This is a genomic window from Pseudomonas sp. REP124, from assembly GCF_020164475.1.
Lineage (GTDB): Bacteria > Pseudomonadota > Gammaproteobacteria > Pseudomonadales > Pseudomonadaceae > Aquipseudomonas.
In genome coordinates this window covers 1-17404 of record NZ_JAIQWX010000017.1, presented here as the reverse complement: position 1 = coordinate 17404, position 17404 = coordinate 1, and the positions used below count along the sequence as shown (strand labels likewise).

The following is a 17404-nucleotide window of genomic DNA, read 5'->3' as shown; positions in this document are numbered from 1 at the left end:
CGGGCTCTATCACCGTCCGACGCCCGTGATAGCATCCGCGCTTATGAAGTTTCCAGGAAGAATCACCAGTGGCGTGCTCCTGCTGATCAGCAGCTGCACGGCACTGGCCCAAAGTGAATTGGATGTGCGGATCAAACCGTCCAACGATGCACTCAAAGCCAATATAGAAGGCTATATCGGCAGTCTCGGCGATCGTGACGAAGAGGCGCTGCTGCGCTTCAGTCGCGGCGCCGAAGAACAGGCGCGCAAGGCCGCCCAGGCCCTGGGCTATTACCAGCCGCAGATCGACAGCACCGTCACCGGCGGCAAGACCCCGCACCTGATACTCAACATCGAACCCGGCGAGCCGGTGCACCTGCGCAACGTCACCATCCGCGTCGACGGTCCTGCGGCCTCCCTCAAGTCCTTTCGTGTGCCCGAGAACCATGCGCTGCAAACCGGCGCCGTGCTCAATCATGGGCAATACGACGACGCCAAGCGGCTGATCCAGAATCAGGCCTCGCGCTTCGGTTTCTTCAGCGGTCGGTTCACCAGTTCGAAACTGGCGGTCGACCCGCGGGCTGGCGTAGCGGATATCGAGTTGATCTACGACAGCGGTCCGCGTTACTCCATGGGCAAGGTCAGTTTCGAAGGCGACACCCCGTTCGATGAAGACCTGCTGCAACGCATGGTGCCGTTCAAGGCCGGAACACCCTACGACTCGGAACTGATCGCCGAACTCAGCCAGGCGCTGCAATCGAGCGGCTATTTCGAGGCCGTGCGGGTCGATGCCGCGCCTACGGCGGCGAAAGACAACGTGATCCCGGTCGACGTCAAGCTGGACACCCGCAAGCCACGGACCTTGGGCCTGGGGCTTGGTTATTCCACCGACGTCGGCCCGCGGGTCAAGGCCAACTGGACCCGCCACTGGGTCAATCCCCAAGGTCACAGTTATGGCTGGGAAACCGAAATCTCCGCGCCACGGCAGAACGTCGGGGTGTTCTACGACATTCCACTGGACCCGCCGCTGACCGACAAACTGCGTTTCGCCGGCGGCTACCAGAACGAAGAAATCGCCGACAAGGACAGCCTCAGCAAGCTGCTGACCCTGGGCCCCGAGTGGCACAGCAAGTTGCCCAGCGGCTGGCAACGGGTGGTGTCGCTCAAGTGGCAGCGCGAGGAATACCGGCTGGGCGACGACTCCGGACTCAGTACCTTGCTGATGCCCGGCGTGAGCTACACCTACCTGAAAAGCGACAACCGCATCGACCCGCACAACGGCTATCGCCTGGCATTCGAAACCAAGGTGGCCAAGGAAGGGCTGGGTTCGGACAACAATCTGGTGTACGGCTCGGCGCTGGTCAAAGGCTTGACCACGGTGTTCGACAAACACCGCTTCCTCGGCCGGGTGCAGGTCGGCGGTAGCGCCACCAACGGCTTCAAATCGATCCCGCCTTCCTTGCGTTTCTTCGCCGGTGGCGATCAGAGCGTGCGCGGCTACGACTATCAGAGCCTGTCACCGGAAAACAACCAGGGCGACCGCATCGGTGGCCGCTACATGGTGACGGCCAGTGCCGAGTACCAATATTCGGTGGCCGAAAAATGGCGGGTCGCGACATTTGTCGATCAGGGCAACGCCTTCAATAACCTTGAACTGCCAAGCCTCAAGACCGGGGTCGGTATCGGCGTGCGCTGGGTATCGCCGGTGGGGCCGATCCGCCTCGACCTGGCCCATGCGCTGGACGACGATGGCGGTATCCGATTGCACTTTTCCATGGGGCCAGAGTTGTGAATCGTGGTTTGAAAATAGCGCTGCTGGCGATTCTGGCGCTGCTGTTGCTGATCGTCGTGACATTGACCAGCGTGCTCGGCACCGCGACCGGCAGCCGCTGGGCACTGGGATTCGTGCCGGGTCTGACCCTGGACAATTTCCAGGGTCGCCTCGGCAGCCAGTGGAGCGCCGATCATCTGTTGTGGGAACAGGGCAGCGACCGGGTCGAGCTGAACAAAGTGATCTTCGCCTGGCGGCCGATGTGCCTGACCCGCATGACCCTGTGCATCGATCAACTGAAGGCCGATCAGGTCAGCCTGCAAATCCCCCCGAGCAACGACGCACCAGACAGCGGGCCGATCAGCCTTCCGGACTTGAAGCTGCCCGTGGCCCTGGAATTGGGTGACATTCAGGTCGGCAGCCTGCTGTTCAACGGCAGCGAACAGCTCAAGGGCCTGCAACTGGCGGCGCACTGGACCGCCAACGGCCTGCAGATTGATTCGGTGAAATTGCAGCGCGACGAACTGAGCCTGAATCTCTCCGGCCTGCTGCAACCCACCGGCAACTGGCCGCTCAAGGCCGAGGGCAACCTGAGCCTGCCTTCGCCCGGCACCGAGCCTTGGGCGCTGGCGTTGAATGTAGACGGTGATCTGCTGAAAACCTTGAATCTGAAAGCCGACAGCAGCGGTTACCTGAACGGGCAACTGACTGGCGAGCTGCAAGCTCTGGCGGAAAATCTACCAGCCAAGGTGCGCATCACCGCCGATAACTTCAAACCCGTCGCCGATCTGCCGGACACCCTGCAATTCAATCAACTGGTTCTCACCGGTGAAGGTGACCTGAAGAACGGCTACCAGCTAGTGGGCAACGCGACACTGCCCGCCGAAAAAGGACCGGTGGCACTGGCTCTGCAAGGCAAGGTCGACGCCAATGGCGCGCAAATCGCCGCCCTGGACCTGAGCGCCAGCGACAAGCAAAGCCTGAAGCTCAGCGGCCAGATGGACTGGAGCAAGGGTTTGACCGCCGACGCGAAAGTCGACTGGCTGGATTTCCCCTGGCACAGCCTGTACCCGGTGATCGACGAACCGGAAGTCACCTTGCGCACCTTCAAGGGCGAAGTGTCCTACACCGATGGCAAGTACCTCGGCCACTTCGACGCCGCAGCGGACGGACCGGCCGGCGCCTTCACCCTGGCCAGCCCGTTCGCCGGCGACCTGACAAAAGTCTATCTGCAACAGATCCAGCTGGTGGCCGGGCAGGGCAAGGCCGAAGGGCACCTGAACCTGCAATTCGCCGATGGCATTGCCTGGGACACCGCGCTGGATCTGTCGGCGATCAACCCGGCGTACTGGGTCGCCGAGTTGCCGGGCACCCTCGCCGGGCCACTGCGCAGCAAGGGCGAATTCAAGAACGAACAGCTCAGCCTGAACGCCGACCTGGACCTGAAAGGCAAACTGCGTGGCCAGCCGGCCGTGTTGCAAGCCAAGGCCGATGGCGCCGGCGAGCAATGGAACCTCAACGCGTTGCAGATCCGTCTCGGCGACAACAGCATCAACGGCAAGGGCAGCCTGCAACAGAAACTCGCCGGGCAGATCGACATCAAACTGTCGCGTCTGGCCCAGCTCTGGCCGCAGTTGCGCGGGCAGATCAATGGCCGGGTCGACGTCGCCGGTACTCTCAAGGCGCCCCAGGGCAAGCTCGACCTGCAAGGCACGCAACTGGCGTTCGCCGAACATCGCCTGCAAAGCCTGAACCTGGACGCCACGCTCGACAGCGCGCAACGGGCGAAAATCGACCTCAAGGGCAGCGGCATCCAGACCGGTGACACGTCACTGGGCACCCTGACCGCCAGTGGCCAGGGCGACATCAAGAACCAGAAACTCGACCTCGATCTGCAAGGGCCGAAGCTGAAACTGGCCCTCGGTTTCGATGGCGCGCTGGACAAGGGCAACTGGCGCGGACGGCTGGCCAATGGCGATATTCAGGCCGGCGGGCAGGACTGGAAGCTGCAGGGTCCGGCAAAGCTTGAGCGTCTGGCGGACGGCAAAATCAACTTCGGCGCCCATTGCTGGATGTCCGGCGCCTCGAGTCTGTGCGGTGAAGATCAGCGCCTGATGCCGGAACCGAAGCTGCGTTATCACCTCAAGCAGTTCCCGATCGAAAGCCTGGCCCAATGGCTGCCGAAGGATTTCGCCTGGAAGGGCAGCCTCAATGCCGACGTGCAACTGGACGTGCCGGCCAGCGGTCCGAACGGCCAGATCAGTATCGATGCCAGCGGCGGCACCCTGCGGGTCAAGGAAAAGGACCAGTGGCTGGACTTCCCGTACCAGACCCTGAACCTCACCAGCAAGCTCACACCCAAGCGCATCGACACCAACCTCAATTTCGTCGGCGGCAAGCTCGGCGAGCTGATGGTGCAGGCGCAGATCAATCCGCTGCCGAAGGACAAGCCCGTGTCCGGTTCATTCCGCCTGAGCGGCCTGGACCTGTCGGTGGCCCGTCCCTTCGTGCCGATGGTGGAAAAATTGACCGGGCGCTTGAACGGCAGCGGCACCATTACCGGTGGCCTGCTGGCGCCGCAGATCAATGGCAATCTGCTGCTCAGCGACGGTGAAGTCTCCGGCCCGGAATTGCCGATGGAGATCGAGGCCCTGCAAGTGCGCGCGGTGATCGCCGGCGAAACCGTGCAACTCAACGGCGACTGGAAAAGCGGCAAGACCGGGCAGGGCAGTCTCAACGGCGATATCGCCTGGGGCCAGGCGCTGGCGATGAACCTGACACTCAAGGGTTCGCAGTTGCCGGTCACCGTCGAGCCTTACGCCAAGCTCGAAGTGGCGCCGGACCTGAAAATCTCGATCAAGGACGACAAGCTCGCGGTCGCCGGCAAAGTGCTCGTGCCCAAGGGCGACATCACCATTCGCGAATTGCCGCCATCGACGGTCAAGGTGTCAGATGACACGGTGATCGTCGGCCAACAGACCGAAGAGGGCAAACCGCCCATGGCCACGGTCATGGACATCGATGTGGTAGTGGGCGAGGAGAAGCTGGCTTTCTCCGGGTTCGGGCTGACGGCGAACCTGCAGGGGCATGTGCACATCGGCGACAACCTCGACACCCGTGGCGAACTCTGGCTCAACGACGGCCGTTACCGCGCCTACGGCCAGCGCCTGACGGTGCGTCGCGCGCGTCTGCTGTTCGCCGGTCCCATCGACCAGCCGTACCTGGATATCGAAGCCATCCGCCAGACCGACGACGTGATCGCCGGCATTCGCCTGAGCGGCAGCGCCGAGCAACCGACCACGCAAATCTTCTCGGAACCGGCCATGAGCCAGGAGCAGGCGTTGTCCTATCTGGTGCTCGGTCGTCCGCTGAGTACCAACGGCGAGGACAACAACATGCTGGCGCAGGCGGCCCTCGGTCTGGGTTTGATGGGCAGTTCCGGGGTGACGGGCAGCCTGGCGAAGAATCTGGGCATCGACGATTTCCAACTCGACACCCAGGGCAGCGGCAATGCCACCAGCGTGGTGGCCAGCGGCAACCTCTCCGAGAAGCTCAGCCTGCGCTACGGCGTCGGCGTGTTCGAACCGGCCAACACCATCGCCTTGCGCTACAAGCTGAGCAAGAAGGTCTACCTGGAAGCGGCGGGCGGCGTGGCCAGTTCGCTGGATATCTTCTACAAGCGGGACTTCTAGATCCCGTTTTCTCCCAAATCGACATAGCCCCAATCGCGAGCAGGCTCGCTCCCACAAGGATCACACTGACCTCTGTGGGAGCTTTATGAGCACATACCTGTGGCGAGGGGGCTTGTCGAAACGTCGCACCGCCCCGTTGGACTGCGCAGCAGTCCCGTCTTTTTGGGGTCGCTTCGCGACCCAGCGGGGGCAAGCCCCCTCGCCACAGGAATTGTGTTCACCCCTAAATCCGACGCCATTGGTCAACTAATTGCAAAGCAACCTAACTATTACGTTGACATTGGCTGCCTAGGCAGTAACATCTGGTCATACATTCACTGCCTAAGCAGCTAATCGGTGGTCAGATGAAACATTTCTCTCCAGACAACTTCCACAATTGCCATCTAGGCATGCTGCTCGGACGTGCCGCGCTGCTCAAGGACCGCATCCTCGACACGCACATGGAACCCCACGGCATCACCGCCGCGCAGTTCAAGGTACTGATCATCATCGCCCAGTACGGCGTCGATTCGCCGGGCGAGCTTTGCCGCCACCTGTCCCTGGACAGCGGCTCGATGACCCGCATGCTCGATCGCCTGGAACAGAAAGGTTTCCTTGCCCGCCAACGCTCCGAAGAAGATCGCCGTCAGGTACGGCTGGTGCTGACAGAAGAGGGTCAGTCGCTGGCCGACCGCCTGCCGCACATCGGTGCCGACGCCATGAACGAGCTGGCGGGCGCGGTTTCTCCCGAAGAGCTGCAAACCCTGGAAAACATCCTAAAGAAAATACTGCTGGCGGCCGGTGACTCGATCACCGTGCTGCGGTTGGGTGGTACTCATGAACAGTAAAACCGTACGCACGGGCTTGAGCCTGGTGCTGCTGGCCATGACCCTGGCCGGTTGCGCCAACTACAGCGGCCTGAACCCCGAAGGCGTCAGCCTCGATGCGAAAAGCCTCAAGGCCGGACAATCCCTCAACGGTGTCACCCTGTCGCCGGCGGCCTGGCCGCAAAGCGACTGGTGGAAAAGTCTCGGTGACCCGCAGCTCGACGGTCTGATCCGCGAAGCCCTGCACGACAGCCCGGACATGCAGATCGCCGACGCCCGCGCCCATCAGGCCAGCGCCGCGGCGTCGGCCGCCGACGCCGAACGGATGCCGACCCTAGATGCCAGCGCCGGTTTCAGCCGTTCGCGCTTTGCCAAGGATCAGGATCCGCTGGGGCAGGGCGATCACTACGCCACCGTGCGCAGCCTGGCAGCCACCTTCAATTACAACTTCGATCTCTGGGGCGGTCAGCGTGACGCCTGGGAAGCCGCGCTGGGCCAGGCCCGTGCCGCCGAAGTCGACCGTCAGGCCGCGCAGTTGACCCTGTCCGCCGACGTCGCCCGCGCCTACAGCGACTTGGGGCTGGCGCACATTGTCTATGACCTGTCAGCCGAGGACCTCAAACGCACGAGGCAGATGTTTGACCTGAGCCAGCGTCGCCTGGCGTCCGGGATCGACAGCCAGTACCAGTTTCAGCAGACCGAAAGCCTGGAAGCCACGTCCCAGGCCAACCTGATCGACGCCGAAAAACGCCTGAACAGCGCGAAAATCGCCCTGGCCGTGTTGCTCGGCAAAGGCCCGGACCGTGGCAATGAAATCGCCCGTCCGCAAATCCTCAAGGCCAGCGCCGTGGCGCTGCCGTCGGTGCTGCCCGCCGAGTTGCTCGGTCGACGTCCGGACCTGGTGGCCGCGCGCTGGCGGGTGGAGGCGGCGAGCAAGAGCATCGACGCCGGCAAGACCCGCTTCTATCCCAACTTGAACCTCAGTGCCGCTGCCGGTGCCGAATCCTTGTTGGGCGACGCGATGTTCGGTTCGGCCAGTCGCTTTTTCAACATTGCACCGACGATTTCCGTGCCGATTTTCGACGGCGGCCGGCTGCGTGCCGACCTCGATTCCCGCGATGCCGACTACGACCTGGCGGTGGCGCAGTACAACAAAAGCCTGGTCAAGGCGCTGGGGGATGTCAGCGACAGCATCAACCAGCTGCGTGACATCGGGCGGCAGATCGCCGCCCAGCAGCACGCCACCGACATTGCCCAGCAGTCTTACAACACCGTGGTCCAGCAGTACGGTTCCGGCATCGGTAACTACCTGGACGTGCTCAGCATCGAGCAGCAATTGCTTCAGGCCCAGCGTCAACTGGCCAGCCTGAATGCCGAGCAGATCGACCTGTCGATCCAACTGATGCAGGCGCTGGGTGGCGGGTTTCAACCAGAGGCCATCGCTTCCTCGACGACAGCCGCTCCAGCCACGCTGACTCACTAATTCAAGGTATTTGTCATGGCCACTGCCGATACAACCTCAACTGAAACAACCCAGGGAAATCCCAACTCGGGCAAGCGCAAGTTCATGCTGCTGATCCTCGCCATCGTGGTCGTGTTGTGCGGCGCGGGCGTGTGGGCTTATCACGAGTTTTACGGGCGCTGGAGCGAAAGCACCGACGACGCCTACGTCAACGGCAACGTGGTGGAAATCACCCCGCTGACTACGGGTACGGTGGTCAGCATCGGTGCCGATGATGGCGATCTGGTGCAGGAAGGCCAGGTGCTGGTGAACTTCGACCCCAACGATGCCCAGATCGGCCTGCAAAACGCCCAGGCTTCCCTGGCGCGCACCGTGCGTCAGGTCCGTGGCCTGTACAGCAACGTCGACGGCCAGAGAGCCCAAGTCAACGCCCAACAGGCCGAAGTGCAGAAGGCCCAGGACAACTACAACCGCCGCAAAAACCTTGCCGCTGGCGGGGCGATTTCCCAGGAAGAACTGTCCCACGCCCGCGATGACCTGACCTCGGCACAAAACGCCCTGGCCAACGCCCAGCAGAAACTCAAGACCACCAGCGCTCTGGTGGACGACACCGTGGTGTCTTCGCACCCGGACGTGATGGCGGCCGCCGCGCAATTGCGCCAGGCCTACCTGAACAATGCACGCAGCACCCTGATCGCACCGGTCACCGGCTACGTGGCCAAACGCACCGTGCAACTGGGCCAGCGGGTCCAGCCGGGCGAGGCGCTGATGGCGGTGATTCCGCTCAATCAACTGTGGATCGACGCCAACTTCAAGGAAACCCAGCTGCGTGACATGCGCATCGGCCAGCCGGTGGAAATTGAAACCGACCTCTACGGCAGCAGTGTGAAATACAGCGGCACCATCGACAGCCTCGGTGCCGGAACCGGCAGCGCCTTTGCCCTGCTGCCGGCGCAGAACGCCACCGGTAACTGGATCAAGATCGTCCAGCGGGTGCCGGTACGGATTCATGTCAATGCCGATGAGCTGGCCAAACACCCGTTGCGCGTCGGTCTGTCGACCATCGTCGATGTCGATCTGCACGACCAGAGCGGCCCGGTGCTGGCACAGCAGCCGCCGCAAAAGGCTTCGTTCAGCACCAGCATCTACGACCGTCAGTTGGCCGAGGCCGACGCCATGATCACGCAACTGATTCACGACAACAGCGCCTCGGTCAGCAAGACCGCGAACCGCTGATTCGCCAATCCGTCGGCCGCGCCTGTGACGGGCGCGGCGCCCACCCGGTCTCCAAGGATTCGCGATGAGCAATAACGCCTCTTTCACGCCACCCAGCCTGGTGCTGAGCACCATCGGCCTGTCGCTGGCGACCTTCATGCAGGTGCTCGACACCACCATCGCAAACGTGGCCTTGCCGACGATTTCCGGCAACCTGGGCGTGAGTGCGGAGCAGGGCACCTGGGTCATTACCTCGTTTGCCGTGAGCAACGCCATCGCCTTGCCGCTGACCGGCTGGCTCAGCCGGCGCTTCGGCGAGGTGAAGCTGTTTGTATGGGCGACGCTGCTGTTCGTGCTGGCGTCGTTCCTCTGCGGGATTTCCACCTCGATGCCGGAACTGGTGGGCTTTCGGGTCCTGCAAGGGGTCGTGGCGGGGCCGTTGTACCCGATGACCCAGACCCTGCTGATTGCGGTCTACCCGCCGGCGAAACGGGGGATGGCCCTGGCGCTGCTGGCCATGGTCACGGTGGTGGCGCCGATTGCCGGACCGATTCTCGGCGGCTGGATCACCGACAGCTACAGCTGGCCGTGGATTTTCTTCATCAACGTGCCGATCGGGCTGTTCGCCGCCTGGGTGGTGACGCAGCAGATGAAGAAACGTCCGGTGGTTACCAGTCGCCAGCCGATGGATTACGTCGGTCTGATCGCGTTGATCATCGGCGTCGGTGCCTTGCAGATCGTGCTCGACAAGGGCAATGACGCGGACTGGTTCGAATCGAACTTCATCATTATTGGTACGGCCATTTCCGTGGTCGCCCTGGCGTTTTTCGTGATCTGGGAAATGACCGACGAGCACCCGGTGGTGAACCTGCGGCTGTTCGCTCACCGCAACTTCCGTTACGGCACCATCGTGTTGATTCTGGGTTACGCCGGGTTCTTCGGGATCAACCTGATCCTGCCGCAGTGGCTGCAGACGCGCTTGGGCTACACCGCTACCTGGGCCGGTTTCGCCGTGGCGCCGTTGGGCATCCTGCCGGTGCTGCTGTCACCGTTTGTCGGCAAATACGCGCCGCGCTTCGACATGCGGGTGCTGGCGGGCGGGGCGTTCCTGGCCATTGGCTTGAGCTGTTTCATGCGTGCCGGTTTCACCAACGAAGTGGACTTCCAGCACATCGCCATGGTCCAGCTGTTCATGGGGATCGGCGTGGCGCTGTTCTTCATGCCGACCCTGACCATCCTGCTGTCGGATTTGCCACCGCATCAGATCGCCGACGGTTCGGGCCTGGCGACGTTCCTGCGGACCCTGGGCGGTAGTTTCGCGGCGTCGTTGACCACCTGGATCTGGATCCGCCGCGCCGACCAGCACCACGCCTACCTGACCGAAAGCATCACCCAGTACGACCCGGCCACCCGCGAGACGCTGACGCAGTTGGGCGGAGAAGGGGCCAAGGCGTACACGCAGCTGGAGCAGATGGTTACCAGCCAGGCGTACATCATGTCCACGGTGGACTACTTCACCTTGCTGGGCTGGATGTTCATGGGGCTGATCCTGATCGTCTGGCTGGCCAAACCACCGTTCACGGCCAAGGCCGGGCCTGCGGCTTCCGCGGGCCACTGAGGCGAAACACGATCAAATGTGGGAGCGGGCTTGCTCGCGAAGGCGTATTGACATTCAGCACCTTCGTTGACTGTCAGACCGCTTTCGCGAGCAAGCCCGCTCCCACAGGGTTTTGTACCGGATCGCTAATTGGCAGGCGCAGCCAACTGCGGCGGCGGGGCGAAATCGAAGGGGGCGAGGGCGTAGCCGCTGTCGTCCACTTGTAGCGCCCAACCCTGACGATCCCAATCCCCCAACACGATGCGCCGTGCGGCCTGGTCGCCGATCTGCAACTTGTGAATCGCCGGACGATGGGTATGCCCGTGGATCAGGGTCTTCACCCCGTATTCCTGCATGATCCGCGGAATTTCCTCCGGCGTGACATCGACGATGTCATTGGCCTTCATCCGCGTTTGCGCGCGGCTTTCGCTGCGCAGCTTGCGCGCCAGCTTGTGCCGGGTGCGCAGCGGCAGATGGCGCAGGATGAACAGGGTGACGGGGTTACGCAGGTAGCGACGCAGCTTCATATAGGCTTCGTCGCGGGTGCACAGGCTGTCGCCGTGCATCAACAGCACCGGCTCGCCATTGAACGGCACGACACTCGGATCTTTCAGCAACGTGCAGCCGGCCTGTTTGCAGAAGGCCTGGCCCAGCATGAAATCGCGATTGCCGTGCATGAGAAAGATGGCCGTGCCGCTGTCGCTCAATTCGCGCAGGGCCTGGCAGATGGAACGCTGGAAAGGGGTCATGGCGTCGTCGCCAATCCACGCTTCGAAGAAGTCGCCCAGAATGTACAGCGCACTCGCCGAGCGGGCGCGTCCGGCGAGCAAATCCAGAAACGCCCGGGTAATGTCCGGGCGCTCCTCTTCCAGATGCAAGTCTGAAATCAGCAATATCACTCAATGATCTCGGCTTTCTCGATGATCACGTCGTCTGCTGGTACGTCTTGGTGGCCGGCCTTGGAAGTGGTGGCAACACCTTTGATCTTGTCGACAACGTCGGTGCCTGCGGTGACTTTACCGAATACCGCGTAGCCCCAGCCCTGAACGTTCTTGCCGCTGTGGTTCAGGAAGCTGTTGTCGGTCACGTTGATGAAGAACTGTGCCGAAGCCGAATGCGGCTCCATGGTACGGGCCATGGCGATGGTGTACTTGTCGTTGGAAAGACCGTTGTCGGCTTCGTTCTGGATGCTCGGGCGCTTGTCTTTCTTTTCTTTCATGCCTGGCTCGAAGCCGCCGCCCTGGATCATGAAGTTACCGATGACACGGTGGAAAACGGTGTTTTCGTAGTGACCGGCTTTGACGTACTCGACGAAGTTGGCCACGGTGATCGGAGCCTTGGCAGCGTCCAGTTCCAGAACGATGTCGCCAAAGTTGGTAGTCAGTTTGACTTGGGTCATGATCGGTACTCTTTGTAGGGAATTCGTGGGCATTGGAACATTTCATTCCGTTACCGGTTCAGCCTGATCGGCCAAGCTGCGCAGTTTAGCGTGACAGACGCGAATTTCGAGGCTGTTTTTTCGTTTGTCGCCGATTAAATGCGACCGTTTGCCAAGCACGCTCTGTCAGGTGCTTGACGGCATCGGCTATGATAGCGGCTTTGTTTTGTCCGGCCTCGACCCAGGCCACGCACTTCGCCAAGGATTCTATGAGCAAGCCCACTGTCGACCCTACCTCGAATGCCAAGACCGGCCCTGCCGTGCCGGTCAACTTCCTGCGGCCGATCATCCAGGCGGACCTGGACTCGGGTAAGCACACGCAGATCGTCACTCGTTTCCCGCCTGAGCCCAACGGCTACCTGCACATCGGTCACGCCAAGTCGATCTGCGTGAACTTCGGCCTGGCCCAGGAGTTCGGCGGCGTCACGCACCTGCGTTTCGACGACACCAACCCGGCCAAGGAAGACCAGGAATACATCGACGCGATCGAAAGCGACGTCAAGTGGCTGGGCTTCGAGTGGTCCGGCGAAGTGCGCTACGCCTCGCAATACTTCGACCAGTTGCACGACTGGGCGGTCGAGCTGATCAAGGCCGGCAAGGCCTATGTCGACGACCTGACCCCGGAGCAGGCCAAGGAATACCGTGGCAGCCTGACCGAGCCAGGCAAGAACAGTCCGTTCCGCGACCGTAGCGTCGAAGAGAACCTGGACTGGTTCGCCCGCATGCGCGCCGGTGAGTTCCCGGACGGCGCCCGCGTTCTGCGCGCCAAGATCGACATGGCCTCGCCGAACATGAACCTGCGCGACCCGATCATGTATCGCATCCGTCATGCGCATCACCACCAGACCGGCGACAAGTGGTGCATCTACCCGAACTACGACTTCACCCACGGTCAGTCGGATGCCATCGAAGGCATCACCCACTCGATCTGCACCCTGGAATTCGAAAGCCATCGCCCGCTGTATGAATGGTTCCTCGAGCACTTGCCAGTGCCGGCCAACCCGCGTCAGTACGAGTTCAGCCGCCTGAACCTGAACTACACCATCACCAGCAAGCGCAAGCTCAAGCAGCTGGTTGACGAGAAGCACGTCAATGGTTGGGACGATCCGCGCATGTCCACGCTGTCGGGCTTCCGCCGCCGTGGCTACACGCCGAAATCGATCCGCAACTTCTGCGAAATGATCGGCACCAACCGTTCCGACGGCGTGGTCGACTTCGGCATGCTCGAATTCAGCATCCGCGACGACCTCGACCAGAGCGCCCCGCGCGCCATGTGCGTGCTGCGTCCGCTGAAAGTCGTGATCACCAACTACCCGGAAGGCCAGGTCGAGAACCTCGAACTGCCGTGCCACCCGAAAGAAGACATGGGCGTTCGCGTCCTGCCGTTCGCCCGCGAGATCTACATCGACCGCGACGACTTCATGGAAGAGCCACCGAAGGGCTACAAGCGCCTGGAGCCAGCTGGTGAAGTGCGTCTGCGCGGCAGTTACGTGATCCGTGCCGATGAAGCGATCAAGGATGCCGACGGCAACATCGTCGAACTGCGTTGCTCCTACGATCCGGACACCCTGGGCAAGAACCCTGAAGGCCGCAAGGTCAAAGGTGTAGTGCACTGGGTGCCGGCCGCCGAGAGCGTTGAGTGCGAAGTGCGTCTGTACGACCGCCTGTTCCGCTCCGCCAACCCGGAGAAGGCCGAAGACAGCGCCAGTTTCCTGGACAACATCAACCCTGACTCGCTGCAGGTACTCACCGGTTGTCGTGCCGAACCGTCGCTCGGCAACGCACAGCCGGAAGACCGTTTCCAGTTCGAGCGCGAAGGCTACTTCGTCGCGGATATCAAGGACTCGAAACCGGGCGCTCCGGTATTCAACCGTACCGTGACCCTGCGTGATTCGTGGGGCCAGTGATTCAGCGTCAAGGAAATAACGTGCTTACGATCTACAACACGCTCACCAAGAGCAAAGAAGTCTTCAAGCCTCTGGATGGCAATAAGGTACGCATGTACGTGTGCGGCATGACCGTGTACGACTACTGCCACCTGGGCCACGGCCGCAGCATGGTCGCCTTCGACCTGGTGACCCGCTGGCTGCGTTTCAGCGGCTACGACCTGACTTATGTGCGCAACATCACCGACATTGACGACAAGATCATCAATCGGGCCAACGAGAACGGCGAGTCGTTCGAAGCCCTGACCGAGCGCATGATCGCGGCGATGCACGAAGACGAAGCGCGCCTGAACATCAAGAAGCCGGACATGGAGCCGCGCGCCACGGACCACATCCCAGGCATGCACGCGATGATCCAGACCCTGATCGACAAGGGTTACGCCTACGCACCGGGCAACGGCGACGTGTACTACCGCGTCGGCAAGTTCATGGGCTACGGCAAGCTGTCGCGCAAGAAGATCGAAGACCTGCGTATCGGCGCCCGCATCGAAGTCGACGAGTCCAAACAGGACCCGCTGGACTTCGTGCTGTGGAAAGCCGCCAAGCCGGGCGAGCCGAGCTGGGCATCGCCATGGGGCGCCGGGCGTCCGGGCTGGCACATCGAGTGCTCGGTGATGTCGACCTGCTGCCTGGGCGAGACGTTCGATATTCATGGCGGCGGTAGCGATCTGGAGTTCCCGCACCACGAAAACGAAATCGCCCAGAGCGAAGCGGCCACCGGCAAGACCTACGCCAATGCGTGGATGCATTGCGGCATGATCCGGATCAACGGCGAGAAGATGTCCAAGTCCTTGAACAACTTCTTCACCATCCGCGACGTGCTCGACAAGTACCACCCGGAAGTCGTGCGTTACCTGCTGGTGTCGAGCCACTACCGCAGCGCCATCAACTATTCGGAAGACAACCTCAAGGACGCCAAGGGCGCCCTGGAGCGTTTCTACCATGCGTTGAAAGGCCTGCCGAAAGTGGCGCCGGCTGGCGGCGAAGCCTTCGTCGAGCGCTTCACCCAAGTGATGAACGACGACTTCGGTACGCCGGAAGCCTGTGCGGTGCTGTTCGAGATGGTGCGTGAGATCAACCGTCTGCGCGAGAGCGATCTGGACGCGGCGGCCGGTCTGGCGGCGCGCCTCAAGGAACTGGCTGGCGTGCTGGGTGTGTTGCAGCTCGAAGCCGAAGACTTCCTGCAAGCCGGCGCCGAAGGGCGCGTAGATGCAGCCGAGGTCGAAGCGCTGATCGCTGCGCGCCTGGCGGCACGTGCCGGCAAGGACTGGGCCGAATCCGACCGCATCCGCGACCAGCTCACCGCCATGGGCGTGGTGCTGGAAGACGGCAAGGGCGGGACGACCTGGCGTCTGGCTGACTGATCGTCAGAACTGCTGAAAAACAAAACCCGCCTTGTGCGGGTTTTTGTTTTAGAGGGTGGATGCAAGTACGGTGCTGTCGCGGCTGACGTCATCGCGGGCAAGCCCGCTCCCACAGTGGTCCGAGGTGAACCAGATTCTGAGTTCGGCTCAAATCCCTGTGGGAGCGGGCTTGCCCGCGATGGTCTCAAGCCCTATGAGGTCATTCTGTCTGCCGCAACCGCTTGTAAAGGGTATTGCGACTAACCCCCAACCGCCGCGCCAGATGGGAAATGTTGCCTCCCACCGCCTGCAACTGCCGATTCAGATCCTCCACATCATCCAGATCCACCATCACCAGCGGCTCCGGCGTCTCGATCGGCTCCATATCCAGATCGACAAAAAAATCATCCGGCAAATGCTCAGGCCTTACCGGCTGTTCCTCGGCCATGGCCAGCGCCACCTGCATCACGCTGCTGACCTGCCGCAGGTTCCCCGGCCAGGGGTGGCGGTCGAACAGCTCCAGCACCTCACGGCTCAAGCCGGCCCATTGGCTGGTCTCGCGATGTTGCTCCCACAAACGCTTGAACAACGCCTGCTTGTCACTGCGCTCGCGCAATGGCGGCAGTTCCAGGGTCAGGCCGCCGATGCGGTAATACAGGTCCTCGCGGAAACGCCCCAACTGCACCTGTTCGCGCAACGAACGGTTGGTCGCGGAAATGATGCGGATGTCCACGGGAAACAGCTCGCTACTGCCCACCGGTTGCACGCAGCGTTCCTGCAAGACGCGCAGCAGCCGCGCCTGGGTCGGCAGCGGCATGTCGCCGATTTCATCGAGGAAGAGGGTGCCTTTATCGGCCTTGCGGATCAGGCCGATGCTGCCTTTCTGGTTGGCCCCGGTGAAGGCGCCTTTCTCGTAGCCGAACAGCTCGGACTCCACCAATTCGGCGGGAATTGCCGCACAGTTGACGGCGATCAGCGATTGTTTGTTGCGCGAGCTGGCCTGGTGCAGGGCCTTCACGAACACTTCCTTGCCGACCCCGGTCTCGCCGTGGATCAGCAGCGGAATGTCCTTCTCCAGCAGACGCTCGGCCTGGCGCACGGCTTTTTCAACGCGGCTGTCGCCGAAGTGCAGGGTATTGAGGCTGATCGCGGCCGGTGGCGGTTCGGCAGGTTCGGCGCTTTTTTGTTCAGTAAACACCCTGGGTTGAACCAAAGCCTGCTTCGGCCGTTTCAGCACGCACTGGAAACGGTTGCGCCCGGAAGCCTGGAGCGAGAAGGGCAGGCCTTCCGGCTGATTGAGCAAATCCAGCAACGACACCTTGAACAGGCTCTCGACACTGACCCGCGACAGGCGCACGCCCAGTAGATTGTCGGCGCGGCGGTTGGCGGACAGTACGTGACCACTCTCGTCGAAGATCAGCAACCCGGCCCACTGGCTGTCGAGGTTGTTCAGGCCGGTATTGAAGGTCAGCTGGAAATGCTGGCCGTGGAACAGATTGAGGATCAGCCGGTTTTCCACGGTCTGACTCATCATCTTGACCATGCCCAGGGTGTGGGACGGCGGCAGGTAGCTGTCGCTGGACACGTCCAGCACGGCAATGACCTTGCGTTCGGCATCGAAGATCGGCGCGGCGGAACCGGTCATGAAACGGTTAGCCTTGAGGAAGTGTTCATCGTGCTCGATGTGCACCGCCTGCTCGCACGCCAGCGCAGTGCCTATGGCGTTGGTCCCGCTGCAACGCTCCATCCAGCTGGCGCCGGCGGCAAACCCACGGGCCAGGCCCGGCTCGATGAATCGCTGGGTACCCCAGGACGTCAGCACCTGGCCCTGGTTGTCGGCGAGCATGATCAGGCAGTTGGAGTTGCTGAGGATGTTCTCGTAATACGGCAGCACTTCCTGGTGGGTGGTCTGCACCAGTGAATGCTGGCTTTCCAGCAAGTGCGCGATGTCGGCGGCCGGCAGCTGATCGAAGGCCGGCGTGCTTTGATGGCTCAGGCCGAACGCACGGCAACGGGACCAGGAGTCCTGGATGATGGCGTCATGAGATAACGCGGGGGCAGGTGCGGCCATGGCAGTGGATCTCTGAATCAGCTTTTATTGTTTTTATAAACTTTGCGTGAGGTGTGATTCGCCTCATACCTGTAGGAGCACGGC

The 17404-nt window shown here is 62.0% G+C and carries 11 protein-coding genes; 8 read left to right on the top strand and 3 right to left on the bottom strand.

Annotation, left to right across the window (positions count from 1 at the left end):
* Positions 1-43: 43 nt before the first annotated feature.
* From K9857_RS06545 to K9857_RS06520, 6 genes are all read left to right on the top strand, one after another.
* The gene (locus K9857_RS06545; RefSeq protein ID WP_224534077.1) at positions 44-1771 is read left to right on the top strand and encodes an autotransporter assembly complex protein TamA; all 1728 of its coding nucleotides are present in this window, start codon (positions 44-46) and stop codon (positions 1769-1771) included.
* The gene (locus K9857_RS06540; protein WP_224534076.1) at positions 1768-5442 is read left to right on the top strand and encodes a translocation/assembly module TamB domain-containing protein; all 3675 of its coding nucleotides are present in this window, start codon (positions 1768-1770) and stop codon (positions 5440-5442) included. The genes K9857_RS06545 and K9857_RS06540 overlap by 4 nt, the downstream gene beginning before the upstream one ends.
* Positions 5443-5786: 344 nt before the next feature.
* Positions 5787-6269 carry a MarR family winged helix-turn-helix transcriptional regulator gene (locus K9857_RS06535; protein WP_224534075.1) on the top strand — a complete coding sequence of 161 codons (483 nt, stop codon included), beginning with the start codon at positions 5787-5789 and terminating at the stop codon, positions 6267-6269.
* A complete protein-coding gene (locus tag K9857_RS06530) occupies positions 6259-7731 on the top strand; it encodes an efflux transporter outer membrane subunit (RefSeq protein ID WP_224534074.1) in 1473 nt (490 codons plus the stop codon). Before K9857_RS06535 ends, K9857_RS06530 begins: the two co-directional genes overlap by 11 nt.
* 15 nt (positions 7732-7746) lie before the next feature.
* Positions 7747-8946, top strand: coding sequence for an HlyD family efflux transporter periplasmic adaptor subunit (locus tag K9857_RS06525; protein WP_224534073.1), 1200 nt, complete (start codon positions 7747-7749; stop codon positions 8944-8946).
* 64 nt (positions 8947-9010) lie between these two features.
* Complete coding sequence (locus K9857_RS06520) at positions 9011-10543, top strand: DHA2 family efflux MFS transporter permease subunit (RefSeq protein ID WP_224534072.1); 1533 nt, start codon at positions 9011-9013, stop codon at positions 10541-10543.
* A 125-nt stretch (positions 10544-10668) separates the two neighbouring features.
* Here the strand turns inward: K9857_RS06520 and lpxH are convergent, their stop codons facing one another.
* Both lpxH and K9857_RS06510 read right to left on the bottom strand, forming a co-directional pair.
* Positions 10669-11421 (bottom strand): UDP-2,3-diacylglucosamine diphosphatase, encoded by a 753-nt coding sequence (gene lpxH, locus K9857_RS06515; protein ID WP_224534071.1) that lies wholly within the window; start codon positions 11419-11421, stop codon positions 10669-10671.
* Entirely contained in the window at positions 11418-11921 is a 504-nt protein-coding gene (locus tag K9857_RS06510; protein ID WP_224534070.1) for a peptidylprolyl isomerase, read from the bottom strand. The genes lpxH and K9857_RS06510 overlap by 4 nt, the downstream gene beginning before the upstream one ends.
* Before the next feature lie 248 nt (positions 11922-12169).
* Here K9857_RS06510 and K9857_RS06505 point away from each other — a divergent pair, with 248 nt between their 5' ends.
* On the top strand, positions 12170-13867 hold the full coding sequence (locus K9857_RS06505) for a glutamine--tRNA ligase/YqeY domain fusion protein (protein ID WP_224534069.1): 1698 nt from the start codon (positions 12170-12172) through the stop codon (positions 13865-13867).
* 20 nt (positions 13868-13887) lie between these two features.
* Positions 13888-15270 (top strand): cysteine--tRNA ligase, encoded by a 1383-nt coding sequence (cysS, locus tag K9857_RS06500; RefSeq protein ID WP_224534068.1) that lies wholly within the window; start codon positions 13888-13890, stop codon positions 15268-15270.
* Between the two features lie 199 nt (positions 15271-15469).
* Here the strand turns inward: cysS and K9857_RS06495 are convergent, their stop codons facing one another.
* Complete coding sequence (locus K9857_RS06495) at positions 15470-17320, bottom strand: sigma-54-dependent Fis family transcriptional regulator (RefSeq protein ID WP_224534067.1); 1851 nt, start codon at positions 17318-17320, stop codon at positions 15470-15472.
* Between the last annotated feature and the right edge of the window lie 84 nt (positions 17321-17404).

Bases quoted from the DNA above. Each gene is read 5' to 3' on its own strand.
- K9857_RS06505 (WP_224534069.1), top strand. From the start codon at position 12,170: ATGAGCAAGCCCACTGTCGACCCTACCTCGAATGCCAAGACCGGCCCT.
- K9857_RS06495 (WP_224534067.1), bottom strand. From the start codon at position 17,320: ATGGCCGCACCTGCCCCCGCGTTATCTCATGACGCCATCATCCAGGAC.
- K9857_RS06520 (WP_224534072.1), top strand. From the start codon at position 9,011: ATGAGCAATAACGCCTCTTTCACGCCACCCAGCCTGGTGCTGAGCACC.
- K9857_RS06530 (WP_224534074.1), top strand. From the start codon at position 6,259: ATGAACAGTAAAACCGTACGCACGGGCTTGAGCCTGGTGCTGCTGGCC.
- K9857_RS06525 (WP_224534073.1), top strand. From the start codon at position 7,747: ATGGCCACTGCCGATACAACCTCAACTGAAACAACCCAGGGAAATCCC.
- K9857_RS06510 (WP_224534070.1), bottom strand. From the start codon at position 11,921: ATGACCCAAGTCAAACTGACTACCAACTTTGGCGACATCGTTCTGGAA.
- K9857_RS06535 (WP_224534075.1), top strand. From the start codon at position 5,787: ATGAAACATTTCTCTCCAGACAACTTCCACAATTGCCATCTAGGCATG.
- K9857_RS06545 (WP_224534077.1), top strand. From the start codon at position 44: ATGAAGTTTCCAGGAAGAATCACCAGTGGCGTGCTCCTGCTGATCAGC.